This window comes from Caldifarcimen microaerophilum (assembly GCF_055387105.1).
Map to the genome: position 1 here is coordinate 972,792 of NZ_AP038914.1, position 26,378 is coordinate 999,169.

At 58.5% G+C, this 26,378-nt stretch carries 20 protein-coding genes; 10 read left to right on the forward strand and 10 right to left on the reverse strand.

Features of this window, described 5'->3' with window-relative positions:
- Window position 1: 1 nt before the first annotated feature.
- The 10 genes from AC6HU3_RS04570 (at window position 2) to AC6HU3_RS04615 (ending at window position 16,676) form a co-directional block, all read left to right on the forward strand.
- Window positions 2-1,354: a CCA tRNA nucleotidyltransferase gene (locus tag AC6HU3_RS04570; RefSeq protein WP_497536107.1), complete on the forward strand. Its 1,353-nt coding sequence runs from the start codon at window positions 2-4 to the stop codon at window positions 1,352-1,354.
- Window positions 1,341-2,039: an alpha/beta fold hydrolase gene (locus tag AC6HU3_RS04575; protein WP_497536108.1), complete on the forward strand. Its 699-nt coding sequence runs from the start codon at window positions 1,341-1,343 to the stop codon at window positions 2,037-2,039. Before AC6HU3_RS04570 ends, AC6HU3_RS04575 begins: the two co-directional genes overlap by 14 nt.
- Window positions 2,036-2,635 carry an NUDIX hydrolase gene (locus AC6HU3_RS04580; RefSeq protein WP_497536109.1) on the forward strand — a complete coding sequence of 200 codons (600 nt, stop codon included), beginning with the start codon at window positions 2,036-2,038 and terminating at the stop codon, window positions 2,633-2,635. Before AC6HU3_RS04575 ends, AC6HU3_RS04580 begins: the two co-directional genes overlap by 4 nt.
- Before the next feature lie 723 nt (window positions 2,636-3,358).
- Complete coding sequence (locus AC6HU3_RS04585) at window positions 3,359-4,108, forward strand: hypothetical protein (protein WP_497536110.1); 750 nt, start codon at window positions 3,359-3,361, stop codon at window positions 4,106-4,108.
- 175 nt (window positions 4,109-4,283) lie between these two features.
- Window positions 4,284-6,071: a hypothetical protein gene (locus tag AC6HU3_RS04590; RefSeq protein WP_497536112.1), complete on the forward strand. Its 1,788-nt coding sequence runs from the start codon at window positions 4,284-4,286 to the stop codon at window positions 6,069-6,071.
- 150 nt (window positions 6,072-6,221) lie between these two features.
- Window positions 6,222-7,124 (forward strand): hypothetical protein, encoded by a 903-nt coding sequence (locus AC6HU3_RS04595; protein ID WP_497536113.1) that lies wholly within the window; start codon window positions 6,222-6,224, stop codon window positions 7,122-7,124.
- Window positions 7,121-8,035, forward strand: coding sequence for a hypothetical protein (locus tag AC6HU3_RS04600; RefSeq protein ID WP_497536114.1), 915 nt, complete (start codon window positions 7,121-7,123; stop codon window positions 8,033-8,035). The genes AC6HU3_RS04595 and AC6HU3_RS04600 overlap by 4 nt, the downstream gene beginning before the upstream one ends.
- A 1,701-nt stretch (window positions 8,036-9,736) precedes the next feature.
- Entirely contained in the window at window positions 9,737-10,411 is a 675-nt protein-coding gene (locus AC6HU3_RS04605; RefSeq protein ID WP_497536115.1) for a hypothetical protein, read from the forward strand.
- A gap of 320 nt (window positions 10,412-10,731) precedes the next feature.
- Complete coding sequence (locus tag AC6HU3_RS04610; RefSeq protein WP_497536116.1) at window positions 10,732-11,589, forward strand: hypothetical protein; 858 nt, start codon at window positions 10,732-10,734, stop codon at window positions 11,587-11,589.
- Window positions 11,586-16,676 (forward strand): hypothetical protein, encoded by a 5,091-nt coding sequence (locus AC6HU3_RS04615; RefSeq protein ID WP_497536117.1) that lies wholly within the window; start codon window positions 11,586-11,588, stop codon window positions 16,674-16,676. Before AC6HU3_RS04610 ends, AC6HU3_RS04615 begins: the two co-directional genes overlap by 4 nt.
- Before the next feature lie 75 nt (window positions 16,677-16,751).
- On the opposite strand, the gene AC6HU3_RS04620 is transcribed toward AC6HU3_RS04615, so the two are convergent.
- The 10 genes from AC6HU3_RS04620 to polX all read right to left on the reverse strand — a co-directional run bounded on the left by AC6HU3_RS04620 (window position 16,752) and on the right by polX (window position 26,378).
- Complete coding sequence (locus tag AC6HU3_RS04620; protein WP_497536118.1) at window positions 16,752-17,702, reverse strand: zinc-dependent alcohol dehydrogenase; 951 nt, start codon at window positions 17,700-17,702, stop codon at window positions 16,752-16,754.
- Window positions 17,699-18,550 carry a hypothetical protein gene (locus tag AC6HU3_RS04625; RefSeq protein WP_497536119.1) on the reverse strand — a complete coding sequence of 284 codons (852 nt, stop codon included), beginning with the start codon at window positions 18,548-18,550 and terminating at the stop codon, window positions 17,699-17,701. Before AC6HU3_RS04625 ends, AC6HU3_RS04620 begins: the two co-directional genes overlap by 4 nt.
- An 11-nt stretch (window positions 18,551-18,561) precedes the next feature.
- A complete protein-coding gene (gene hpf / locus AC6HU3_RS04630) occupies window positions 18,562-18,870 on the reverse strand; it encodes a ribosome hibernation-promoting factor, HPF/YfiA family (RefSeq protein WP_497536120.1) in 309 nt (102 codons plus the stop codon).
- Window positions 18,867-19,718, reverse strand: coding sequence for a glycine--tRNA ligase subunit alpha (locus AC6HU3_RS04635; RefSeq protein ID WP_497536289.1), 852 nt, complete (start codon window positions 19,716-19,718; stop codon window positions 18,867-18,869). Before AC6HU3_RS04635 ends, hpf begins: the two co-directional genes overlap by 4 nt.
- Window positions 19,719-19,739: 21 nt before the next feature.
- Window positions 19,740-20,087 (reverse strand): TraR/DksA family transcriptional regulator, encoded by a 348-nt coding sequence (locus AC6HU3_RS04640; protein ID WP_497536121.1) that lies wholly within the window; start codon window positions 20,085-20,087, stop codon window positions 19,740-19,742.
- 35 nt (window positions 20,088-20,122) lie between these two features.
- Window positions 20,123-21,310, reverse strand: coding sequence for an acyl-CoA dehydrogenase (locus AC6HU3_RS04645; protein ID WP_497536290.1), 1,188 nt, complete (start codon window positions 21,308-21,310; stop codon window positions 20,123-20,125).
- The gene (locus AC6HU3_RS04650) at window positions 21,310-21,654 is read right to left on the reverse strand and encodes a V-type ATPase subunit subunit G family protein (protein WP_497536122.1); all 345 of its coding nucleotides are present in this window, start codon (window positions 21,652-21,654) and stop codon (window positions 21,310-21,312) included. The genes AC6HU3_RS04645 and AC6HU3_RS04650 overlap by 1 nt, the downstream gene beginning before the upstream one ends.
- On the reverse strand, window positions 21,651-23,015 hold the full coding sequence (locus AC6HU3_RS04655; RefSeq protein WP_497536123.1) for a M16 family metallopeptidase: 1,365 nt from the start codon (window positions 23,013-23,015) through the stop codon (window positions 21,651-21,653). The genes AC6HU3_RS04650 and AC6HU3_RS04655 overlap by 4 nt, the downstream gene beginning before the upstream one ends.
- 12 nt (window positions 23,016-23,027) lie before the next feature.
- Window positions 23,028-24,362 carry a M16 family metallopeptidase gene (locus AC6HU3_RS04660; protein ID WP_497536124.1) on the reverse strand — a complete coding sequence of 445 codons (1,335 nt, stop codon included), beginning with the start codon at window positions 24,360-24,362 and terminating at the stop codon, window positions 23,028-23,030.
- A gap of 288 nt (window positions 24,363-24,650) precedes the next feature.
- On the reverse strand, window positions 24,651-26,378 hold the full coding sequence (polX, locus tag AC6HU3_RS04665) for a DNA polymerase/3'-5' exonuclease PolX (protein ID WP_497536125.1): 1,728 nt from the start codon (window positions 26,376-26,378) through the stop codon (window positions 24,651-24,653).

Sequence of the window (26,378 nt, forward strand, 5' to 3'; positions counted from 1 at the left end):
CATGGATCTTTCGCAGTTTCCCTGCGGGAAGGTGTTTCTCGAACTCCATGAGCCCGTGGCCCTTGTGGGTGGGGGCATCCGGGATGTGCTCCTCGGAGAGCGTCCCCAGGACCTGGACGTGGTTCCCCTCCGGGAAGACCCTGAACGATTTGCCGGGCGGCTTGCCGACAGGGTGCGCCGGCGGGTGGTGGTCCTCTCGGAAGAGCACCGGGAATACCGGATTCCCTGCAAGAACGGGTGGGTGGACATCTCCGGTCTCCGGGCGTCCACCCTGAGGGAAGACCTTCGCCGCCGGGACTTCACCGTGAACGCCATCGCCTTTCGCCTTCCGGAGGGACGGTGGGTGGATCCCTTCCGGGGCCGGGAGGATCTCACCCGGCGGGTGCTCCGAACCCCACGCCTTCGCAACTTTCTGGACGATCCCCTCCGGATTCTCCGGGGACTCCGCCTTGTGGCCCAGCACGGGTTCTGGGTGGAGGCCTCCACCCTTCAGGCCATGATCCGGTATGCATCGGAGCTTCCCCGGGTGGCTCCCGAACGCATCCGGATGGAACTCCTTCGCCTGGCAGCCGGCGAAATGGCCGACCGTGCTTTCCGTCTGGGCTTTGAAAGCCGAATTCTGGACAGCGTGCTTCCCGAAGTGGCCGCCCTCCGGGAGGTTCCCGAAGTGGACGTGCTGGACCACACCCTCACCGCCCTCCATTATCTCGTTCGGGATCTCACCTTCCCCGAGCTTGCCCCCTGGGCATCTCTGGAACACGATCCGGGAGAGATCCCCCGGAACCTCCTGGTTCTCGGGGCCCTCTTTCACGACGTGGGCAAAAAAGACACGTACAGCCGGGATGAAAAGGGAATCCACTTCTACGGGCACGATCGCCTGGGGGCCCGCCTGACCCGGAAACGCCTGGAAGTCCTCCGCTTTTCCCGGGACGAACAGGACTGGCTGGCTTCCTTTGTGGAACGCCACATGTATCCCCATCTCCTCGCCCACAGCCGGGATCGAACCCCCCGGGCGGTGGCCCGGTTCATTCGCAAAACCGGAGATCTTCTGTTCCCTCTCCTGTATTTCGCCATCGAGGACGCCCGGGCCTCGCCCCATGTGGGCGGGGGCATCCAGGACCACCTTCAGCTCTTTCAGGAAGTGCTGGACATCTTGCACGCCCGGAAAAACCGCCCGCCCCGTTTGATCACCGGTCATGATCTTCTGGCCATGGGCTATCCCCGGGGCCCCCTTTACCGGAAAATCCTCACGGAAGTGGAAGAGCGGGTCCTGGCCGGCGAACTCACCACCCGGGACGAGGCCCTGGCCTGGGTGCGCACCCACTATCCCCTGCACAGCGATGAAACGACCTGAACCCCTGGTGATCCAGAAAACCGGAAGGGGGAGCCTGGTGTTCCTTCACGGAGCCGGCGGCAACCACTCCGTCTGGTTCCCCCTCTCCCGGATGGACTGGCCCCTGGACGTGGTGCTCCTGGACCTTCCCGGCCACGGACGCCTGCGAGATCATTCTCCCCTCCTGTCTCCGGAAGAGGCGTTCTCATGGCTTGAAGGTGTGCTCCGGGACCTTCCCGAACCCCGGGTGGTGGTGGGACATTCCCTGGGCGGTGCCCTGGCCCTCGGTGCGGCGCCGCGTATCCGGCTTGCGGGCGTGGTGGCCGTGGCCAGCGCACTGCGGTTTCCGGAACGCACCTCGCCGGGTCCGCCGAACATCGCCTGCCGGCGCCTTTTCCACCGGCCGGACTTCCGGAGGCGGTGTGAAGAGCATTTCGCCCGTTTTCTGGATCCCCGGACGGTGGAGGCCGATCTGCGTCTGGCCTCTCAACTGGACCTCCGGCCCGTGGCTCCCCGGGTCACCCCGCCCGTTCTCCTTCTCTGGGCGCGCCACGACGCTCTTCTCCCCTATTCCCTTGCGCTGGAGGCCCGAAACCTCCTGCCGGATGCCCGGCTTGAGGAAATCCCCGGAGGGCATATGGTGGTGCTGGAACATCCCGACCGCGTCACCGACGCCCTCCGGGCCTTTCTGGAGGAGATTCTTTGACGAAGCCCGCCTGGCTTGCTCACCTGCCCCGCTTTCTGGATGACCGGCCCATTCACCCCTGGCCCGATGTTACTCTACGCAGGGAGGCAGGCATCCTGGTTCCCCTGGGCGTGGATCCCGATGGGGGCGTGCATCTCATCTTCACCCGGCGAAGTCCGGACCTTGCCATCCATGCGGGGCAGATCTCCTTTCCCGGAGGCCAGCGGGAGCCGGGCGAAACCCTGGAAGAGGCGGCCCTGCGGGAAGCGGAGGAAGAGATCGGTCTTCCACCGGAAGCGGTGCGTCTCCTGGGTCCGCTGGGGAAAACCTTCTCCCCCTTTGACATCGCCGTTCAGCCCTTTGTGGGTCTCGTGGACCTTCCCCACCCCTTCTCGCCCAATGAAGAAGTGGCCGAAGTGCTGGTGATCCCCCTGGAAGCGGTGGAACGGGGGCGTCCCCGGGTGGTGGTGTGGCAGGTGTATGGGGTGGTGGTGCCGCTTTTTTCCTATCGGGTCGGAAAGAACGTGATCTGGGGCATGACGGGCCGGGTGGTGGCCGATCTTCTCATGCGGATTCGCCGTGCCCGGCAGGCCGTGTCCCCATCTTCCCGCCACTGAGGCGTTCTGTCTCTTTTTCCCGCAGAAAAGAGGCCCATCTCCGAGCGGTTTTGGAGAAGCAGATACGAACGGCACGAGCGGGTTTATTGCCTGGGCGGACAGCACGTGGAATCACATTCCGTTCGGCACCGGAACGAATGCCATCTTGAAGTTCCAGTTATGGTCGGGGAGGGGGGCTTGAAGTTTCGTGGAGAGACATTTAGGATTTGACACGGGGGGATAATGATGCGCAGACGATGGACGCTGGCTTCTCTTCTTCTTTTGGGTAGCCTCTGCCATTCACCCACCTGTCCGGATGTAGGGCAATCTTCCGAAAAACCCGGTCGAGTCATACCTTTTCCCGAAAATGCAGGCTTTATGGCCATGATAGGTGATCCGTAAGGACGGGAGGAAGAGATGAGGAAGGGCCTGGTTCTGGTGTTTCTGGCGGCAGGACTATCCGGAAGTCTTTGCCAGAAACCCACCGAAGAGGAGATCGTCACCGAACTTCCGGGTGTGAAACAGCTACAAAAGGAATGCGGATGGGTTGACAGTCTACTTCCTCCCAATTTCCCGCGCTACTATATCCAAGGAAGGTGCACGGGAAACATCTGGCGCTCTCCACATGTTTACACGCTTCTTAGTAACCCTGGAGGAAGTTTTGGAGACGGAGGGTACGCATACGGAGTGTACCGCTACACTTTGACAGATGATACACTTATCCATGAGGAACGAATATACCCCGTGGGAGATTCCGATACAGCTTATGTCAATCTTTTCGACATTTCTCCCGACGAGCGGTGGCTTGCAGTGACCCTTGGGCGGCTGGAAATGTGGGGAGATTACTGGAGAACCGAGTCCCTCAAAGTCGTCCTGGTGGACCTTCAAACCGGAAGAGAAGACACCCTTCCCTCTCTCTGTTCCCACATGCTGGACCCTCAATTTTCGGAAGACGGGAAGCGGTTGTATGTGTATGGGCGGTACAGCGAATACGATCTCTGGCCCTGTCAGGATGGGAGCATGGAAGGTGTGTGGGTGTGGGATCTTTCGGGAGGGGGATGGATGGGAAAGCTACCGTTGATGAAGGGGGACTGGCGGGGTTCAGCTTACGGGAGTTATATGGTGGAGCGGGACACAGCGTGGTCCAGCTGGGGATGCTGGGAGGGATTTGTTTTTCCCTCTGTGAATCCCTGGGATCGAGACCGTGTGGTAATGACGAGTTATTTTGGCGCCATGATGGGAGGGAGGCTCCTAGTCTGGGAGCGAGGGGAGGGGAAGATTTATGAGGTGGACATTCCAAAATCGGTGTTTTTCCCGTACAACCTGGACAAATGGGGGTCTGTTTTCTTCGCTCCGAAATGGATGAACGAAACCACGCTCGTGGTGTCTCACTGGATCAACGGGGGAGCGGAAGCGGGGGTGGGAGAGAATGGAATCTGGAAGATCGAACGTCCTGAACGATTTTACAAGGAGGTTCAGTCATGTTCACCGTAGGGATGTGGGTCCTTCTTGCCACAGCACCCGCCGAACGAGTGCTGTATCGGGTGTGGAGTGAACGTGATCTGGATACCAGGAATCGAGTCAAGTATATCAGAAACACGGGACTTTCTTTGTGATTCGCCGACTGGCTCAATTTGAAATTTCGAAGAGGTCGATGTAGGATTTCGTGATGATGACGGGATTTGTGTCTCTCCTCCTTCTTTCGGCCCTGCAGGTTCAGGGCGTGGCCGGGAAGAAGGGGGTGATGCTTGTCTTCGACGCCTTCGAGCCCGCAGGCATCCAGGAAGTGGGACTTCTGTTCCTTCTCTCACGGGGGAAATCCTCTGGCGATCCTCTGGCCCGGAAGGTGTGCACCCTTTCGGGGAAAACCTCTCCCATCTGTGCCCGCGCCCACACGGTGAGGGTGAAGCGTTTCCCTCTCCCTCCGGCGAGGCTTCAGGATACGGTGATGTGGGTGATGCGGGATGGGTGGAAGCGCGGGGCGGGAGAGGTGGGGTTGTGGGTTCGGGGAGTGGATGGGAACGTGGAGGTGGGGTGGTTGAAGGAAGGGGTGGGCTTGCAGGTGGTGGGGGACACCTTCCGCTGGCCTTTTGCGGGGTATGATCCGGGGCAAAGTTACACCTATCCATGGGGCGTGTATCCCGATGTGAACGTGCAGTGGTTCAAATTCTGGACATGGGGACATATGTTTGTGACCGAAGTGAAATCGGCGGTGAGTGATGGAAGGCTGTATATGGCGAATGGAGGGGAGGTGCTGGAGATGATGGATGTGGAGACGGGTGAGGTGGTGGATTCGGTGGAGATGGTGTCGAATGTGAATGCAGCGGTGTTGATTGGGGATTCGTTGCTGGTGGTGGCGAGCACGTTTGGGACGCTGGAGCCGGAGAAAGACACGACGCTGAAGCTGTTTCGTTTGCCGGATCTGGAGCTGGTGTGGGGGATGACGGGGTTGAAAGCGGTGCAGTCGGTGATGGTGGTGGGAGACACGATTGTGACGGGAGGAGCAGGAGGGGTGAGGGCGATCACAGTGGACGGGCGGATCATTCAGCGCTGGCCGTTGTTTGGATGGATTCAGGTTCCGGTGCTGGTGTCGGACACGGTGCTGGTGGGATGGGGCGAGGGGGGGAATCTGGTGTTTTACCGGTGGCCCACGGAGGATACGCTGTGGGTGGTGAATCTCAACATTGGAGGTGGGTGGCTTCGGGTGCTGCCTTCCTATCCAGATATCCTATGGGTGATGGAATACAGTGAGCCGTTGTTCGGCCTTGTGCCGGCGAGCCGCCAGATTCTGGAAATCCCTACATCTCCTGAAGTTGCGGTGGCCACGGTGGGATGGCGAGATACGTTGCTGGTGATGGAAGCGTTCTGGGAATGGAACAGTCACGTCCTGGGGAGCACCCTGAAGGTGTGGGTTCCAGAGGGGGAGGGATGGAGGCTCGGCAGAAAGGTGTATATGCACTTGGGAGCGGGAGGAGGAGGACTGCCTGCGCTCAGCGGTTTGGGGGATTCCAGCGGTGCACTGTGGGTCGTCGCGCAATACGGATATGTGGTGGACCCGCAGAGGTTCACGGTAAAACGTTTGGGAGAGATGCCTGGAAATTGGGATGACTGGCAATATGCCGTGCCCACCTCGTTTTTCTATCCGCTGTTCTATAAAGACCTTGTCATTCATGCCAACCGGATGGGGCGGTTTGTGTTGCGGGGGCAGACACAGCCTCCTCCGGGATGGGGGGAGGTGTCTCCGCCTCTCCGGCTGGTTTTCCTTTCCCATCGGGTTCGGGTGGAACACATGCCCGAAGCGTGGGAGGGGGCGTCCTTCTGGCTTCAGGACATGCTGGGTCGCAGGGTGGTTTCGGGAACGGTGCGGGGAAGGGTGCTGGAGGTGGGGCCGTTGAAGCCGGGGATGTATCGCCTTCGCATCGGCAACACCTGGATTCGGAAGGTTGTGGTTTTCTGAAACAGGAGGATGGTCATGAAAAGGGTGGGAGCGCGGGGGTTTGAATTTATGAGGATCTTTCTTTCATTCCAACATGGCAAAACGGTGGAGGGCTCTGATCCTGGTTCGGATGGTTCTTTCTCCTGACATGCGGGAGGAGGAAGGAAAGTGATGAAGCGCTTTGTTCCGGTGCTCGCGCTTTCGCTGATCTTCGGATCCTGTCAATACCTTCCCTTCTGGCCTTTCGGTCGGGAGGAAGAAAAACCGTCGGAAGATGTGGTGCATCTTGCGAGCAACTTCTGTGGCGTGCTCGTGCCCGATCGAGGAAAACTGTACGGTTGCAAATGGTATCGAGATTCAACCTATAACAATGAACTCACCCGATGCCTTGGCATATGGGAGCGGAATGTGGAGACCGGAGAAATGCGAGAGGTGTGGGGCGATACGACTTTCAACGTGATCGGATATCAGATTTCTAGAGATTTTCGTTACTTGATGTTTGTGGCTACGACCCCCACACTTCAGAATGTGATCTTTCTTCTGGACCTCAAAACGATGGAGATCGCGGATTCGGTTCATCCCGTTTTTGCTCCTGCAGGTCCCATTTATGAGATTTCTCCCTACACCTCGGAGGTTTTCTATTTCATTTCTTATGAAAATTGGGGGAACACTTCGGTATTGTGGAGACTGGATTTTCGCACACATGAGATGACATCGTTGAAGCGAGGGGGGCTTCAAACAGGGTATCATGTCCTTCCCGGGAAAGGGGACAGTGTTGTGAGCGTGGAAGGATGGGGAGGAATTCAAACGGCGAATCACAGATTGAAGCTGCTGGTAATGGATGGATGGCTTCCTGATTCGTTTTTGTTGAGAAATTACGAGACGGGAAAGATGTATCGTCTGGTGGCTGTACCTCCACGGGAAATGTACTGGTTTGCAGACAGGGACTGGTGGGTTCATGATCGGGATTCGTTGTTGATTTGTACGGATTGGGGGGGATATCATTATCCTAAGCGATATGATCTCTGGCTTATCAAAAATGTGACGAAACATTTACAGGAGGTGGTGGGATGACAGAAAAAAACTGGGAAGTCTCATTTCTTTTGATATGGATAATGTACACGATCTTCTCTATCGGGTGTGACTATACTCCGTGGAGAAAACAACGGTACGATGAACAAGGAGCTGAATCGCTGATCAAAAACATCGTGGGGGTTTATTTCCCTGAGAAAAACGAAGTTTACGGCTGTCGCTGGAGGGAAACAGAATGCTACGGGTTCTGGATCCAGAACATCTCGACAGGCGAATTGATTCCTGTTCGAGATACCGATCGTATGACCGGTGACTTTACGGTATCGGTAAATGGAGAATATCTCATCTATGTATCCTTCAAATGGGATTCAACCGGAGTACCTATGCGTACCTACTACCGTATCCAGGTGAATAATCCAGACCAAATTGTGGATTCAATTGTTGGAGTACCGGGCAGCGGAGCCGTTCCATCCCCAAGAGACCCCGAAATATACTATGTGGCGTCGTCATCACAATGGGGAGAAATAAAAATTCTATGGCAACTGGATTTTAAAAGAGACACGTTCGTAAGGGAAACAAGTGTAACGTTTCCTAAAGGAATGTTTATCATTCCCGGAAAACTGGGAGATAGCGTGGTGGTGATGGATGGACTTGGGACACTTCAACCGGTTGAATACACTTATGGACGCATTGCAGTGGATTTTACAGACAGAAGGTATCTGGTTATCTTGAACTACCGTACGGGAGAACGATATCTTTTAAATATCGATTTGTCCGCCCTGGAAGAAGACGCCATTTTCTCCGGCATCGAGTGGATACACGGCTATGATTCACTCCTCATTGATATGGAATATTTGGGCGGATCGGGTTTGAATCCTCAAGAAATTCACACCTGGTTGATTCCGAATGTAAGTAAACGGCTGATCCCGCTGGGTGAAACAAAAAAGAGGTAAGCGATGAAGCATCCACACTGGATGAACTATCTCCTGCACCTGTTATGGGCATCCAGTCTGTGGGCGGGTTTGCGAATTCAAACAAAGGTTGACACAGCGGGAACCAAAGTGGGACGCACCGCAACCTTTCACCTCAGCATTGAAGCTGTAGATTCGGCGGTTGGCCCTGTGGTGGTGGGGATGGTCCTCCCCGCGGGAACTTCGCCTGCAGGCGGTCAGGGGAGGAAAACCATGGCCCTTGCTGCAGGAGAGTCGGATAGTCTAAATGCCGTGGTCCAATTCAACCTCCCCGGTTACTATCGAATGGACTGGGTCATCATGCCTCTCAAAGACACCCTGGGTCCAGGTGAAGTCCTCTGGATTCCCACCTATCTCTGGGTGGACTCTCAGGGGGTGATGGTTTACGATTCCATGCCTGCAGAGATCCCTTCGGAGTTCTGGAACGCCTATCATCACCTCCCGGAATCCACAGGGGCGAGCGTTCAGTGGATTCAGGGTGGAGATGGGATTCTCCAGGGCAGGATAGAATACCCGTATCGTCAGGGGACTCGTCCTGCGCGGGTCAGAGTGTGCGCTGCTCGAATTGACGGGAGAGGCGAAAAGAGGTGCACAGAAACCGACAGTCTTGGCCGATACACTTTAAATTTGGGATCTAACCTACAGGGGAGATGGTTGTTTACGGTAGGCGCCAAACACGGGATTCATGAGGTTCATCGACCATGGAGGGTGGAAGTTTATACGCTCATTGTCGGAGGATACTATAAATTCAATGCATCCACAGGAGTTCGAAACTTGCTTACCGTGGAATTCTCCCCTTTAGAAAGCGAACCAGTGTACCTCGTCATTCGTGGGAGTGAAGAAACAAAAGCGGCTCACGCGCTTAAGGTACTTGAGCGGAATGAAAGGTTTATACGGTCACTTGGGTATTCAAATCCACCACGGATACAGGTGGATCTTGCGAGTGGAACCAAGATCTGTGTATGGGGGATATGCGGATGGTATGACTGGGGAGACGAGGCATTTGCTGTGGATTTTCGTGCAGCGAGTTACGTTATGGTGGAAATCCCCACCGGGATCCATATCACCCATCTGGACTTCGGACAAACCCCCTTTCATGCCGTGGTTTCGCAACTTAACCCAATAGAAGACCCATTTCCTGTATACAATCGTGTCCTCTCACACGAGATCGGTCATCTGGTCCAATTTTGGAGAATGGGACGTGTTCCTGCAGGAGATGTCCTCAATCCTCACACATGGTTTACGGTTTCTAATCCTGGCCACGCGTTTCGCGAGGGCTTTGCCGAGTTCTGGGCTTATGCACTATGGCCGGGTGACAGTGTGTACTGGAAAGCAGAGCATTTTTATGCTACATACAACGCTCGAACCGGGAGTTATGAACCGCTTTTCAAAGGAGAACCACCAGACTTTACAAACCCCGATGGAAGAGTGGTAGAAGGTGCAGTCACTCAGTTTCTATGGGATCTTATTGACAGTCCAGGTACCCGTGATAATAGACCTTTCCAGGACGACGAAGGTTTCCAGGTGCCATTACGTGCAATTTTGGACGCGCTATCCGATGTGGGTCAGGAGCTAACGGAGCAACACCCTGTCGGGATATCTTATCCTCCCGGCAACGAAAACCCTCCACTTCAGGTTGTCGTCACTGCCTGGCGGTTTCCAAATACCCCGAAGTTCCGATTTTTGGACGAACTCCGGGAGAAGATAGAAAATCGGATTCCTTCACTCAACACCACGACCCTATACAATGTGGTGGTGCATCCTTTTCAGGATACGGCGCGGTATCTCCTGGCTGCGCCTGTGATCTGGGGCGGAGGAGAAGAATCCGAAGGCGTGCGGGTGAACTGGAATCGGGTGGAAGGCGCGGGGATGTATACGGTGTCCTACCGGAGGCTCCCTTATGGGATCTGGCATACACTGTATGTTTCAGGCGAGTCCACGGGTGTGACGGTTCCGGTGTTTGCCGTTGGGGACTCGGTGGAAGTGTGGGTTCGTTACACGCTGGCCGATACATCCCCGTGGGTAAGAGACACGTTCGTCGTCAACCGCCTCACCCCTCCCGGCAATCCTCAGCTCACCATCACCGATTCGGGACTTTCTTTCACCTGGCTGGATCGCTCGTCCTATGAGACACAATATTCGGTGAGGTTCTGGTTAAGAACGTGGCGTGGAGACACCCTTGTGTGGGACGAGAAGATTGCAGATACGAACGGCACGAGCGGGTTCATCGCGTGGACGGACAGCACATGGAATCACATTCCGTCCGGCACCGGAACGAATGCCATCTTGGAGTTCGTTCCGCGGTCAGAGCGCGGGAGCTTGAATTTTCGGAAGTTTTTCTTTACCTTCCAGACATGACGAAAAGGTGGGGATGGTTGGTTCTGGTTTTGACGGTTCTTTCTCTCGGTATGCGGTGTTCTGCGCCGACGAAGGAGGAACCTTCAACGAATCAGGGCTGTCTGAACGGAGATCCCATCAACGTGTCGTGTGATACGCTATATTCCGCGTCTCCCGATATGGTTTCAGACTCGGGAGGGAATCTTTATCTCGTTTGGGGATCGACGACGTCAGCGTATGATTACGGCAATCTGAGGTGTGTTTTTCGTGCACGGATTCAGGGAGAATGGACAGATGTGGATACAGTTTCAACGGGACCGACATGGGGGTGTTTTGTCGCCGTGGACCGGTGGGGACGGGTGCATGTGGTGTGGGAGGAGGACAATCTTCAGGAAAACGTTTCCGCCGCGATGTATCGTATGAGGGATGAAACGGGCGTGTGGAGCAGTCCGTATCGGCTTTCAGAATGGAGCAACGATGAGAAGCAGGTTCGCGTGGGTGTGGATCCGACGGGGCGGGTGCATGTGATCTGGGGAGGGCATTATGCCTCAAGGTCGCCCGATGGGGTGTGGGATGTGTATGAAGAAAACGTTCCCATCGGACTGAATCCCTTCATGACCGTGGACTCAACGGGCGGGGTGCATGTGGTGTGGGGAGCCTCGGGGTTGGGGGATGTGCTTCAATATTCGGTTCGCACACCATCAGGAACATGGGAAACCTATCCGGTGGGGAGAATGGATGCGGCACCTCACGGGATCAGCCTGTTTCAGGGACGGGTGTGGGTTTGTGGCCTGCTCCGGGGTACAGATCCCACGCCGAGGGATGTGGAAGTGGTGTGTTACTGGGGGCAAAAGGGAGATTGGATCGAGGTGCCGAGACCGGCGAATTACGGGGCTTATGACGTGGCGACCGTGGGAGGAGAAAGAGAGGCCGTTGTGGTGTACTGGGGTCATGTGGAAGGGGCCGATGGGGATACGCTCAACATGGCGGTGCGATTTTTTGATGGATCAGGCTGGAGCCCTGCGCGGGTCATCCGGAAGTTTGATCAGGGAAGACCGCCGGTGGTGTTTCAACCGGCGTGGGATAGCGTGGGGAGGCGATTTGCGGTGGTGTGGACAGAAAATCTGTACGATGAGGCGGAACGGTTTGGGCAATGGGATGTGTTGTTGACGTTTGTGGAACCGGGAGGTACACCATGAGGTCATGGGGTGTGTCTGTCGGTATGCTCCTTGGAGGGATATCGATTCTGAATGCATGGAGTCTTCCCGAACACGTTTATCTTACATGGAAGACGCCCGAGGTATGGCAAAGTGTTGATCCTGAGTTCTACCAGGCCTTGATGGACCTGTGGAGTGGAGACTACTGGACTCGATTTAATGCGGTCATGACGTGGCACGCCTATCTGTGGGGGGCGATGTTGCCCGATCTTCTGGATGAAGCGAGTCAACGGGGAGCTGCGAAGATCGTGAAGAATTTGTATGAGATTCAGGCTCCGTGTGTGGATGTGGAGGCTCCTCTTCGGATCAAAGAGAACACCTATTCCACCCTGGTCGACAGGCAAAACACCAATCGGCTGCGGCTGATTCGTTTCAATGACCCCAATGATCCGCCGCCGAATGCCAACGTAGCCAGGTTATGGCAGATGGTGCAGTATGCGCGGTCACGCACGGACTGGTCCCCCAAGAAGAAGGCCCTGATTTATGGCGCCTATGCTCACGTGATTCAGGATTTGTTTGTGCATATGGTGTATCAGCCTGCTCATGCAGGTTATGGGTATAACCTTCTTGGGTTTGTTCCGGAAGACGGGAACAGTTTCCTTGAGATCTACGAGATCTTTTTTGAGACGATGTCGCCAAGTTTTATTCCTCCTTCGGAAGTGGCAACGCCATTGAAGCTGATGTGGATCAATCTGATTACCAATGGATCCATTGTTCCCGGGGAATACGGGCCGATGGAAGTGTACAGGCGCGATGGTCGGCACTGGATGTCCATGTATCAGGATACGATTCTTCCATGGGTGCAGGGTTTTGTGGAAGCATTTCATGGGGTGGGATATCGTGCGAGCGGGATGACAGCGGAGCGGTTGTCAGCTCTTCTTGAAGGTTCAGCGATTCTGGCATTTCTTGTCATGGGTTACGAGAAAACGAATGCAACAGATGTGACGAACGTGGGATGGGCGATGCTGCATCCGGAGTGGAGTTTTTGGGATGTGAAAGAACACGAAGCCAATCGTTTGGCTCCTTATGTGGGTACCAGTGATCTGTGTTGGGGTGCTCTGGTGGGATGGGTCTCGAGATTTTTGCCTCCGCCGTATTCAGGAGCTTTGGCTACCTTGGGTATGGTGGCGTATCTTGTGGACAAGCTTCTGCACGATGAGGTGATCGAATATGGTCTACGGAACATGACCCTTCCGATTCAGCCTTTTGCGTTGAATTTTGACTGTATTGATGATCTTCCTGGAGGGTGGATGAGTTATTTGTCGGACACGACCAAATTTGACCAGCTTGCGTCGTGTGCGGTGGATCTGGATCAGGAGGAATACCAGCGGTATCGACGACATATTGCAGCGTGGCAGCGTTACAGCACGGTGTTGCCTCCCAATCAGCGATCGAGTTATCAGGGGCAATATCAGCTTCTTCTTTCTCCGGGGTGGAAGGCGGTGTATATGGATCGTTTTGCGTCGGGGCCGTCATCGGAAAGGTATTTTGACTATAATGGGAGGTGGGTGTTTTCACGGAAAGCGGGGGTGCTTGGAGGGATGTGGGATGTGCAGGGGAATGTGTTTCCTCAACCGGGGGTTTTTCGTCTGGATTTTCGAAGGTATGATCCATCGTCGGGTCGGGCGAAGTTGAGATACACGAACACCCCTGTCTATGTGGAAGACACACAGAACTGGCGGAAGGAAGTTAGATTGAATTATGATCTGATCACGTTTGGTCGAACCAAGCTTTACGCGGTCACGTATTCCGGTGACACGCTTGCCGATACGCTCTTACGGGATCCTCAGAGGTATCGAGGAGAACTGGTGATGGATCTCTCGGGCTGGCTTGCCCCTCAGGGACCGCCTGCAAAAAGGGATACCTTGTTCTGGGAAGTGAAAACGGCGGAGATCAACAACTGGTCGGCCTTTCATCCTATGCTGAAGTCGGATTATCGTGGACCATATCAGACGCGTCCGGAGATCCACAACAACGTGTTTTATCAGACGTATTTCAAGAACGGTGACCCTGTACGTCGCCCGGGCGAAGATCCCCTTCGGGACCCGAAACACTACTGGCCCTACGTTCTTCCCGTGGAACCCAAACTCAATGCCCCCGGCAATCCTTCTCTCACCATCACCGATTCGGGGCTGGCGTTTTCGTGGATCGACCGTTCGTCCTATGAGACGCGGTATTCAGTGGCCTTCTGGTTGAGGACGTGGGATGGGGACACGATTGCGTGGGGTCAGAAGATTGCAGATACGAACGGCACGAGCGGGTTCATCGCCTGGACGGACAGCACATGGAACCACATCCCACCCGGCACCGGAACAAATGCCATCCGCATTGGCCTGTACGCTGCACGGGATGAAGCTGCCGACACCTTCTTCTCCGACGTGGTGTGGATCGATACTCTCATCGTCCCCAACCCCACCCTCGACGCCGCCACCATCACCGACTCCGGCATCCAGATCACCTGGAAAAACAAACCCTCCTGGGCCGTTCACGTCGCCGCAAGTCTCAAAATGGCCGGTGCGGAAAAAGGTGGCTATATCCTGGGCACCTCCTCTTCCGGAACCGGCACCATCCCCTGGAACATCCCCCTCTGGAACGCCTTCCCCACCCTGGATGACACCGTCATCCTCTACCTCTATTCCCGCCGACCCCTCGGCCCCAGCGGAAACCGCGTGCTCACCTCCGGACCTCCACCCACCCGCGAAACCCTCCGGATCCTCGACCCACCCGGCCATGTTCCCCTCTGGAGCAACTGCAGCGATTCCACGAAGATCAACATCCGGCTGGCCTATTACCCCAACGTTGCCAAAGGAAGCGGATTCGTGATCGAACGCACAACGCCGGGCGGGAGTTCCTGGAGCGTGATCGACACCGTATGGAGTTCCACGGCAACGCTGGTTCAGGACATCCTTTCGCCGGGCCAGGCCTTTGAATACCGTGTTCGGAGTTTCCGGGCGCTCGGGCCGGATACCGCGTTTCGGCTTGCGCTTTCGGGGCCCAATTTCCGGAACGTGGGGTATGCGGAACACGCCCTGGACGGAGAGATCGGCCTGCCCAGTGCCGAACGGTTCACAAGGAACGCCCTGGCCTTTGCCTGGGTCAACCAGAACGCACCGGCCTATTCATATTTCGGGTATCTCATGAGTTTCAAAAACAGCCGTCCCCGGTGTTTCAACTGGCCGGTGTGGGTGTCGGCAGGCGTGGCCACCCGGGTGGATTCCCCCTGGGTCCCCATCCCGCCTGTGGTGGCCGAGAGGCGCGATACCGTGTGGGCAGCCCAGCTCCTCGGGAACGGGAACCTCTATATCCGCCGGTACGAGCGGAACGGGAACACGTGGACGGGGGTGGCCGATACGTCCCTCCCCCTGACGGGGCTTTCCGGTGTTCGTGATCTGGGACTGGGTGTGGATGGACAGGGCCGGGTGTGGGCGGTGGTGAGCACCTCCACCAGGGTGGTCGGCATCGTGTGGGATGGAAGCACGGTGGGGTCGTCCACGTTGTATATCGTGCCATCTTCCGCATGGGAGATCAGCGGAACGGTGGGCGTGTGGAGCCGGGGCGGGCACGTCCTGGTGAGCGTGCCGGTGTATAAGGTCAGTGACACCAAAATCACACGGGTGGTCGTGGTGGAGGTCGGAGGAGGGAGGACCACCGTGGTGGACCAGGGAGGGTATGCGGGAGAACCCCGGTACCACTACACCGACGTGGTGGGCCTTTCTCCCGGGATCGGGGTGGTGTATGGCTCCTCAACGAACGGCTGGCACTATCAGACCGTGGGACAGACCCCCCTTCTTCTTCCTGGCTCTTTCCGTGCCTGTGATCTTGAGGAGGCGGTGGGGTATGCGGTCGTGGTGTGCTCGCCGGAAGATTCCACGGCCAGCGTCCAGGCCTTTGTGATCGATGTGGCAAACAACCGGGTGTATCGAACCGTGGACCTGGGCCTTCCGGGCCTGGCCCATGCTGAGGTTCAGCCGGTGTATGCGGGGATGGACTTCCGGACCGGACGGACCCGGTATCGCCTGGACCTTTTCACCGCCCGCCGCCGACCGGGCCTGTATGGCGGCGTGGCCATCGACAGCACAAGCCTTGGCTATGTCTGGAGCACCTCCCCCGCTCCAGCGTCTCGCCAGGAAGGGCCTCCTTCCCTTCTCGGCGGAAATCCCGATACGTCCTGGGTCGGGCTGTGGCGGGTGTCCACGCTGAACGATGGGGAAAACACCCGGCTGGTGGTGGAGGAAGCCGGGAAAGGCGGGTTTGTGGTGGCTGTGGCCCCCAGGATTCAGATCGGGACGGTGCTTCCGGACGATTCGGGTCTGGTGATCCACGCGGGCTTCGGCGGGGTGAAGGGGTCGATGGTGTGGGGCGATCTCCCTGTTCCCCTTGAAGGTTTCCGGACCGACCGGGTGGCGTATGAAGTGCTCGGTGGAGAAACCCCTTCTTCGTGGCTTGTGGCCCGGGACGGAACGTCCGGTGGGGAGGCGTTTGGACAGGACGTGGGGGATACGCTGGTGTATGGGATTCCGGTTTCGGGCTTTGAGGGCGTGGTGGATCTTTTGATGATGAAGGTGGAGAGCGACACGGTGTGGGCGGAAGTTTCGGGGTGTGGGGTGGAGGCGATCCCGGTGGAATCGGGTGTCTGGAAGGGCGTACGGCTGCCGGTGTGTGCAGGCGCGGGGGACACGCTGAGGCTCCGGTTGTGGGGTGAGGAGGGGAAGGCGGTGGGCCTTCGTCGGATTGCCCTGTTCGGGAGTGGTGAGGTTCTGGCGTCGGTGGGGCGTGGAGAAGAACGGAGCGGGGTGATGGATGAAGACGTTCGTCCGGTGATCCGGTTCGGGTGGGATCGGAGTCGGTTGATGAGGTCCGGTGTGCTGCGGGTGGGTGTGCCTGGAGGTGGGGAGGTGTTGATTCGTGTGTGGGATGTGGTGGGTCGGAAGCGGTTTGAGGAGCGTGTGGAGATGCGGGAAGGGGGGTATGTGGAGCGGGACCTCGGGAAAGTGCTGAAAGGCGGTGTGCACGTGGTGGAGGTGCGGTGGGGGGACCGTGTGGATCGGGGACGGATCGTGGTGCCGTGAGCGGAACAAAACACTCCGGAGAACCCAAGAGAGCGGGGGTCAGAGGCCCCCGCTTTTTCGATCCAGGCCTTTCCTTCAGGGCACGAAGATGCCCTTCAGCACGTCCATGCGTTCATAGGCCTGGAGAAAGGCCTCAAGGGAATCAAAAGAGAACCGGTGGGTGATGAGGGGGCGGGGGTCCAGGCCCTCCCGGAACTTTTCCATCGCTTCCTCCATCATCCGGAAGGGTGCGGAGTGGGTGCCGATCACCCGGAGATCCCGGTAGTGCAGGTCGTTGGCGGAGAGGGTGCCGTTTTCACGGTAATAACTGGAAAACAGCACCACCTGTCCCCCATGACGGGCATGGGCAAGGGCCTCGTGCAGGGCCTCCCGGGCTCCCGTGGCCACCACCACCAGGTCCAGATCACCGTCCGGCTCCAGCTGATTCACATAGGCGCGGGCCGTTTCTCTCCGGGAAGGACGGGGATCCACACCCGTGAGGTCCACACCCCACCGGGACAGCACCATGGCGTGAAGGAGACCCATGGGCCCCAGGCCCCAGATCCCGGCTTGCTCCACCTCTCCCCGGTCTACCCGCGAAAGGCCCCACAGCACTGTGGCGAGCGGCTCGGCGAACACAAACCACTCCGGGTCGTCCACCGGGGCAGGGACAAAGAGACGGGAGGGCGCCACCACATGGGTGGCGAATCCCCCGTCCCGGACGTATCCCAGACTCTGTTTGTTCTCACAGTGATGGGTGAGTCCCCGGGAACAGTTCCGACACCGCCCGCAAAACACGATGGGATAGAGGCTACCCCGTGTCCCTGGCGTCCACCGGCCGGTGGGATCGTCCACCACCTCCACTGCGATTTCGTGGCCGGGCACCACGCTGGAACGTACGGGCTTGAGTCCCAGATAAATTTTCCAGTCGGAGGCGCAGAAACCCGTGCGTAGCACACGGAACAGGGCTTCCCCCTCCCCCGGCGCCGGGATCTCCCGATCCACGACGTCCCAGTGTCGGGGATGCCGATGAACAATGGCCCTCACCGGTTATGCTCCAGGCGAAATTGAAGGACCGCCGTCTCCACAATGGGCCCCAGGGATTTGGAAGCCTGAACGGGAAGGCGAATGCAGGGGAAGGTGCGGGGTCCGAGCGCCATCGTTCCCCGCGAGAAGGTCTCCCGATCCGAACTCAGGGTGGTGGAAGGGATGTGCATGAGCTCCACGATGAGATCCACCCCCACCTCCTGCTTGATCCGTGCCCATCCAAAGAGCGCCTGCATATCCACCACCCCCAGCCCCCGGATTTCCGCCCGGGTGAGGAGTCCGGGGTCCCGGCTTCCGGAACGCCCCATCGTTTCTTCTGGCAGAAGAACGATCTCCACGAGATCGTCGGCCACGAAAAAATGGCCCCGGTGAAGGAGATCCAGGGCACATTCCGTTTTCCCCACCCCGCTCGGCCCCACAAGGAGGACCCCGATCCCGAAGACCTCCACCAGGGTTCCGTGAACAAACACCCGGGGAGAAAGAAGGGGGGCAAGTTTCCGGTCCAGGGAGGGAAAATCCAGAGAAGTTGCAAACACCGATGTCCCGGCGAACAATTGTTCCACACCCTCCACAGGCCGGTCCAGGATCACGACAGGCGGGCGATACGTTTCAAAACGTTCCCGAAGGAGAGGGATCTCCCAGGCCCGATGGGGCACATACCACCACCCGCCGGAAGGCGGTTCCACACCGGGAATCAGAGCGTGCAGGGCGTTCCAGAGAGGACCCGGGGGGAGCGGGTCAGATGTTGCCGAAAGGGCGTTCAACCCCACAGCCTCGAGATCGGTCCGATGCACCTCCGGGTGCACCACGGACACCACCGGCGTCCACCGCGCCTCCCCCGTGTCCATGCGACGTTGCGTCAGGCTCTTCTGCGCCGTTCCCGGAGCTTTTCGTTCTCTTTCTCAAGCTGGCGCTTCACAATGTCTTTGATTTCATCCACCAGCTCCAGGGGATCCTTCTTCCCGCTCGTCTCCACCTTCAGGGTTTTTCCTTTGATCTTGAGCAGAAACTCACCACCATACTGCCCGCGTTCTTCCCACAGGACGAGCTGGGGATCCCCCACCACCAGTCCCTGGGCATAACGCTCCAGTCCCGCAAGGCGTTTCTCGGCATAGGACTGGAGACCGGGCGTGATGTCCACATTGCGTCCGGTGATCCGGAGCTTCATCGCTTCACCTCCTGTCTCTCAAGATACCGCCGGGCCACCGCCGAGGCAAGGCGGCGCACCCGGGCGATATACTGGGCCCGCTCCGACGGGGAGATGGCTCCCCGGGCGTCCAGAAGATTGAACGTGTGAGACATTTTGATGACGTGATCATACGCGGGATACACCAGATCCTTTTCAAGGAGCCGGTGGCCCTCCCGCTCCAGCACATCAAACTGCTCCCGCAAGAAATCAATCGGTGCTTCTTCAAAGTTGTATACGGAAAACTCCCGCTCAAATTCCCGGTACACATCCCCCCAGGTCACCCCCTCGGTCCAGACGATGTCAAACAGACTGGATACCCCCTGCACAAACATGGTGACCCGCTCCAGCCCATAGGTGATCTCCACCGGAACGAGTTCGAGGTCGATGCCCCCCACCTGCTGAAAATAGGTGAACTGGGTGATCTCCATCCCGTCCAGCCACACTTCCCATCCCAGACCCCAGGCCCCGAGGGTGGGAGATTCCCAGTCGTCCTCCACGAAACGCACGTCGTGGCGGGAGAGGTCCAGTCCCAGGGTTTCCAGCGATGCGAGATACAGGTCCTGAACGTCTTCGGGTGCGGGCTTGAGGATGACCTGGAACTGGTAATACTGCTGAACGCGGTTGGGGTTTTCGGCATACCGTCCGTCCCGGGGACGGCGGGTGGGCTCCACATAGGCGGTCCGCCAGGCCCGGGGTCCCAGCACCCGGAGAAAGGTGGCCGGGTTGAAGGTCCCCGCCCCCACCTCGCTGTTGTAGGGCTGGAGGATCACACACCCCTTCTCCGCCCAGAAGGTCTGAAGCCGGAGAATCACGTCCTGAAACGTCAGCACCGGTGTGCGGGCCATGGGCTATCCCATCCGGGCGTCCATCCGGGCCTGGTCTTCCTGAGCGCACCGCTGACACAGGGTGGTGGTGGGAAGAATCTCCAGGCGCTCTTTTTCAATGGGGTTTTTGCAGCGCTGGCAAATCCCGTAGGTTCCCTCCCGGATACGACGAAGGGCCTCCTGAATCTCCTGGAGCTCCCGTATTTCCCGCTCGCTCAGCAGGCGAAAGATCTCCTCTTCCTGGGTGAAGGCGGCGACGTCCTCAAGATCCGAGGGCTCCTCCCAGTTCTCCAGGATCTGAGAGCCGGTGTCCAGTTTGGCTCTCAGGCGTTTGAGAATGGCCTCCCGCTCTTCCAGGAGGCGCCGTTCCATTTTCTTGACGAAGTTGCGATCAACCATACCGTCCCCTATTTTTTGAATTCCACGCCCATCTCCCGGGCAAAGTCCCGGAGAAGGTTCCGGGCGATCACAATCCGCTGGATTTCGGACGTCCCCTCATAGATCTCCGTGATCTTGGCGTCCCGGTAATACCGCTCCACGTTGAATTCCCGGCTGTATCCCACGCCCCCGTGAATCTGGATGGCCTTTCGGGTGATCTCCACCGCAGACTCCGAGGCAAACAGTTTGGCCATGGACGCTTCCTGGGTATAGGGTTCACCGGTCTGGAGGGACTGCATCTTTTTCCAGGCGGCCTGGAGGGTGAGGAGTTTCACCGCCTCCAGCCGGGTTCGCATGTCGGCAAGATAGAACTGGATGGCCTGAAACTGCCCGATCAGCTGGCCGAAGGCCTCCCGCTGGAGGGCATACCGGGCGGCTTCCTCATAGGCCGCCTCCGCGATCCCCCACGCCTGGGCCGCAATCCCGATCCGACCTGTATCCAGAATGTGCATGGCGATTTTGAAGCCCTGTCCTTCTTCCCCCAGCCGTTCGCTCACGTGGGCCCGGTAGTTCTCAAAAATAATCTCCCCGGAGTGGGCGGCCCGGATGCCCAGTTTCTTTTCCACCTTCCCCACCGAAAAGCCTTCCCGCTTCGTGTCCACGATGAAGGCCGTGATCCCGTGATGGCGTTTGGATTTGTCCGTGACGGTGAACACGATGATGTAATCCGCGTGGGGACCGTTGGTCACCCAGGCCTTCCGGCCGTTGATCACATACGCATCCCCATCCCGCACCGCGGTGGTGAGGAGGTTGGAGGCATCGGACCCCGCCTGGGGTTCCGTGAGGGAATAGGCCCCCAGCTTCTCACCGGAGGCGATGGGCACCAGGAATTTGCGTTTCTGCTCCTCCGTTCCGAACTTCCACAGGCCATAGGCCACCAGGGAGTTCTGGACGGACATGATCACCGCATGGGAGGCGCACACTTTCGCAATCTCTTTCAGGGCCAGAACATAGGAGATGGTGTCCGCCCCGGCACCGCCGTACTCCTCCGGGATCTCAATCCCCATGAGCCCCAGTTCCCCCATCTTCCGCACGGTTTCATGGGGGAACCGCTCCTCTTCGTCAATCTCCTTGGCGATGGGGGCGATCTCCCGCTCGGCAAACTCCCGGGCCATCTCCTGAATCATCCGCTGCTCTTCGGTGAGCCGGAAGTCCATCATTGCTCCTCCAGCACAAGATTCAGAAGATACCGGACCCCCTCATCCACCCGGGCTTCCGCACGGGCTTTGAGCTCTTCCACGCGGGCAAGGCCTTCCTTCAGGCGACGGGCGGCCTCTTCTTCAATTTCTTTTCGCGCACGTTCCAGATAGGCCTGGGCGGCCCGTTCGGCCTCTTCCTGCCCCCGCTCGAGTAAAGCGTGGGCTTCCCGATCGGCATCCTGCAGGATCCGCTGGGCCTTTTTCCGGGCCTCTTCCACCGCCCGGTCCACCTCCTTCTCCCGTTCCAGGAGTTCCGGAATGATGGTGGGCTCTTCAAAGCCGTTCGCGTGATGTCCACTCATGATCCTCGCCCCCAGTTTATGAGCCTTTCCACCGAAAGTTTCTCCACCTTCGCGTCCTCCAGGCCCGGGAGGGTGGGATCAAAGTCCTCCGGGACCACCAGGACCAGCACAAAATTGTCCACATCCAGATAGCGGCGGGCCGCGTCCCGCACCTGCTCCTTCGTGTAGTTCTGGCTCTCTTCCGCTTCTTTGATCCAGTAATAGTCGGGAAGCCCGTGAAGGGTCTGGTTCACCAGGGCTCCCAGGATCTGCCCAAAGGTCTCCGTCTGGCGGGGGAGACTGCCCAGGATATAGGATTTCGCATCCCGGAGTTCCTCCTCGGTGGGACCTTCTTCCCGGTAGGTCCGGATCACGTCCAGCATGGAACGCACGGCGTCTTTCGCCGTTTCGATCTTGGTCTGCATCCCTCCCCGGAACACACCGGGCACCAGATATCCGGGGTAGAAATAGGCATAAACTGAATAGGCATAGCCCTTTTCATTGCGCACGATCCGGAACAGACGGGAGGCAAATCCTCCACTTCCGAGAATATAACTCATCAGACGGACCAGGGGGTAATCCGGATCGTTCCGCCGGATCCCGAAGTGACCCAGGGCCACAAAAGCCTGGTTCACCTGCATGGGCACCACCACGATTCGCTTGCCGTGAATCTCCGGAAGGGGTGGAAGTTCGGGGTGGGACGGTGCGGATCCCTTCCAGTCTCCAAAGGTCTGTTCCACCAGCGACCGGACCTCTTCGGGGGAGAGGCTGGACACCACCACCAGGAAAGCGTTGCTGGGAACGTAATACCTCCGGTGGAAGGCCACCACCTCATCGCGGGTGAGGGCTTTCAGAGAAGCCGGGGTCCCCTCGGGCGGACGCCCGGCAGGATGCTGTCCATACAGGGCATAGTGGAAGGCATCATCCAGGACGTTGTCCGGATGGGAAAGGCTCTCCTGAATGGAGGCGATGATCCGGTCCCGGGTGTGCTCAAACTCCTCCTGGGGGAAGGTGGGATGGAGCACCACCTCCCGGAACAGAGCAAAGCCATCGGAAGCCTTGGGGGAGAGAACATCCAGGGTGATCTGGGTGGTGAAGGTGCCCACATCCACGTTCAGATTGGCTCCCAGCCCTTCCACCGCCTCGGCCAGGGCCTCGGCGGAATAGTTTTGCGTTCCCTCGGTGAGGAGTTCCCCGGTGAGATTCGCCAGACCCCAGCGGTCTCCTTCATCCCGGGCACCGGCAAACACCACCAGTCGGGCCAGGGTGAGGGGAAGGTCCTGCTTGGTGGCCACCACCACCCGAAGGCCGTTGGGGAGCTCAAACCGGGTGATGGGAAAAGGAGTCACGGTTGCCGCCATCATGATCCAGAATCCCTCCATTTCTGTCCTCCATCAACGGCGAAAGGTTTTGGACGCCGCTTCCTGCATCTTTTTCATATAGGCCTGCACGTCTTTCGGAGGCACGGGAATGAGTTCGCCCACCGTGATTTTGTCGGGGTCAAAATACGTTCCGGCCACCCGTTTCACATCTTCTGCGGTTACGGCAAAGAGCTTCTGGGGCCACTCCAGTGCGGCTTCGGGGTCTCCCGCCAGGATGTCAAACATCCCCACCAGGATGCCCTTGGACACCACAGACTGCTGGCGCCGAACGAAGGTGGCGGTCACCCGGTTTTTCGCCTTGTCGAGTTCCTCATCCGTGGGCCCTTCCTCCTCAAGACGGGAGAGCTCTTCAAACACAATGGATTCCACCCGGGAAGGATCTGCCTCGGGTTTCAGGACCACCCACACAAAGAACAGTCCGGGGTCTTTGTTCTGCTCGGCGAAAGCGGAGACGTTGATGGCCAGACCTTCATCTTTCACAAGCCGACGGTACAGCCGGGAACTTTTCCCTCCCGCCAGAATGTCCGACAGGATTTCCAGAGCGGGAAGATCCGGATGTTTGCCTTCCGGGATATGGAAGGCGCCCACCCACATCCGGGAAAAGCCTTCCCGCTTCAGGGCCACATAGCGACGGCCTTCCTGTTCGGGCTCCCGGGTGCGCACCGGGGGAGGATCCGGCCTGCGGGGGATTTTCCCGAAGGTCTTTTCCACCAGCCTGCGCACTTCGTCCACGGTCACGTCACCCGCCACCACCAGCGTCATGTTGTTGGGCACATAGTAGGTTCGGAAATACCGTTCCACATCCTCCCGGGTCAGGGCCTGCAGGTCGCTCATCCAGCCCACCACCGGATGGTGGTAGGGATGGGCGAGATAGGCGGTGGCACGCACGAGCTCATAGAGGGTGCCGTCCGGAGAGTTTTCCGTGCGCCACCGGCGCTCTTCCCGGACCACCTCGATCTCCGATTCAAACTCCCGGAACACGGGGTTGGTGAAGCGGTCGAACTCGATCTCCAGGATTTTCGGAAGATACTTCTTGTGGAGGACAGAAAAATAGGCGGTCCCGTCCTCAAAGGTGAAGGCGTTGTCGGTGCCTCCCCATCGCTGGATGGTGAGGGAATATTCCTCCGACGCCATCGTTTCCGTGCCCTTGAACATCATGTGCTCCAGAACGTGGGAAATGCCAGTGATCCCGGGCACTTCGTTCCGGCTTCCCGCGTGGACCCACACCTGGACCGACACCAGGGGGGCGCTGTGGTCCTCCACCACCACCACCTTCATCCCGTTGGGCAGGGTGAAGGTTTCCACCGGAAAGTCCAGACGAACCTGCTGGGCCAATGCCACCATCATCCAGAAACCTCCCATGGTTCCCTCCACGGTTCACACAAACCCATTGCTGGGACGGGTATTATACGAACTCCCGCACGTTCCATCAAAAAGGCAGCGCCCAAAGCCCCCGTCCTGCCTCTCTGGCTCCCATTCCTTCATTGTGAGGTTGTGCCCGAAAACCGCGCGAAGGTTCGATCTCCACGCCATTCCCCCTCAACCTTCTGGAGGTATCGGAACCAGGGGAACCCTGTCATGGAGGGATCTGCGCGAAAGCCGTTCCATCCGGGCAGAACGTATCCGGGAAAACGGTCAGGATTGCCGGCGTTTCGCAAGGCGTGCCCGGAGCTCCTCCAGGGACAGGGTGTTCCATATGCGCTCCGGCGGCAGCCAGGCTCGCCGGGCCTGCCCCACCCCCAGCCGCATCATCCACATTTGACCGTGGTGGTGGGCATCCGTACCCAGCACGAACTCCACCCCGGTGTCTTTCACCTGGAGGATGGACGTGTCGTTCAGGTCCATCCGCTCCGCATGGGCGTTGATCTCCAGGGCCACCCCCACCTCTGCCGCCTTTCGGGCCACCTTCTCCAGGTCCACCCGGTAGCCCTCCCGGCTGGCCACCAGGCGCCCGGTGGGATGGGCAATGGCGTGGACATAGGGATTGTCCATCGCCTTCAGAATCCGCTCGGTCACGTCTTCGTCCTTGCGCCACTGGTGAATGGCCGCCACCACATAATCGAGCTTCGCAAGCACCTCATCGGGATAATCCAGGCGGCCATCCGGGAGGATGTCCACCTCCGTTCCCGCGAGGAGCACCCGACCCCGGAGGGTCTCATTCAGTTTGCGGATTTCGGCAATTTTCTTCTCCAGACGCTCCACCTCCAGGCCCCGGGCGTATTTCACGGACCGGGAGTGATCGCACACCGCCACATAGGCATACCCCAGACGGCGGGCTTCTTCGGCGATCTCCTCCAGGGTGGAGTTGCCGTCGGAATAACGGGAGTGAACATGAAGGTCGCCTCGAATCTCTGCATAGTCCACAAGACGGGGCAACGCCCCCTGAAGGGCCGCCTCAATCTCCCCCCGATCCTCCCGGAGTTCCGGGGGAATCCAGGGCATCCCCAGGGCCCCATACACCTCCTCTTCGGTCGCACCGGCGATCCGATCGTTTCCGTGGAACACGCCGTATTCCGAAATCTTGAGCCCCCGTTCCCGGGCAAGGCCCCGCAGATGGACGTTGTGGTCTTTGGACCCGGTGAAATACTGGAGGGCTGCCCCCCACGATTCCGGAGGAACCACCCGGAGGTCAATCTGAAAGTCCTCCAGAATCACCGAACCCTTTGTGTCTCCTGCTGCAAGCACCTTCTCCACGCCGGGAAGGTTCACAAAGGCGTCCACCACGTCTTTGCCCCGGTTGCTGGCCACCAGCACGTCCACATCCCCCACCGTTTCCTTCATCCGGCGAAAGGAACCGGCCGGTGAAATTTGAAGAACGTGGGGATGATCGGCAAGGGCCTCCACCACCCGCATCACCAGAGGATACACCAGACCCAGGGGAATCCGTTCCCGTAGGCGTTTCACGAGTTCAAGACCCTGACGGATGTTTTCCACCTTTTTCGGCCCCATCCCCGGGAGACGTTCCACCTTCCCCGAATCCAGGGCCTGTTTCAGGGTGTCCAGGTCCACCACCCCCAGCTCTTTCCAGAGAAGGTGAACGGTGCGGGGTCCCAGCCCGGGGATATCCAGAAGGTCCAGCAGTCCCGGGGGAATCTGTTTCATCACCTCTTCGTGTTTGGCGATGCGCCCTTCGGTGAGATACTGAACGATTTTGCTCGCAATGCGCTCACCGATGCCGGGGATCTTTTCCAGTCCGGCAAGGCCTTCCACCTCATAGATTTCCCGGACATCCTGGGGGAGGTCCTGGAGGACCCGGGCGGCTTTGCGATAGGCGTTCACCTTGAAGGGGTTTTCCCCCAGGATTTCCAGGGCATCCGCCAGCTCTTCCAGCAGATGGGCGATTTTCCGGTTGGTGGTGGTCAT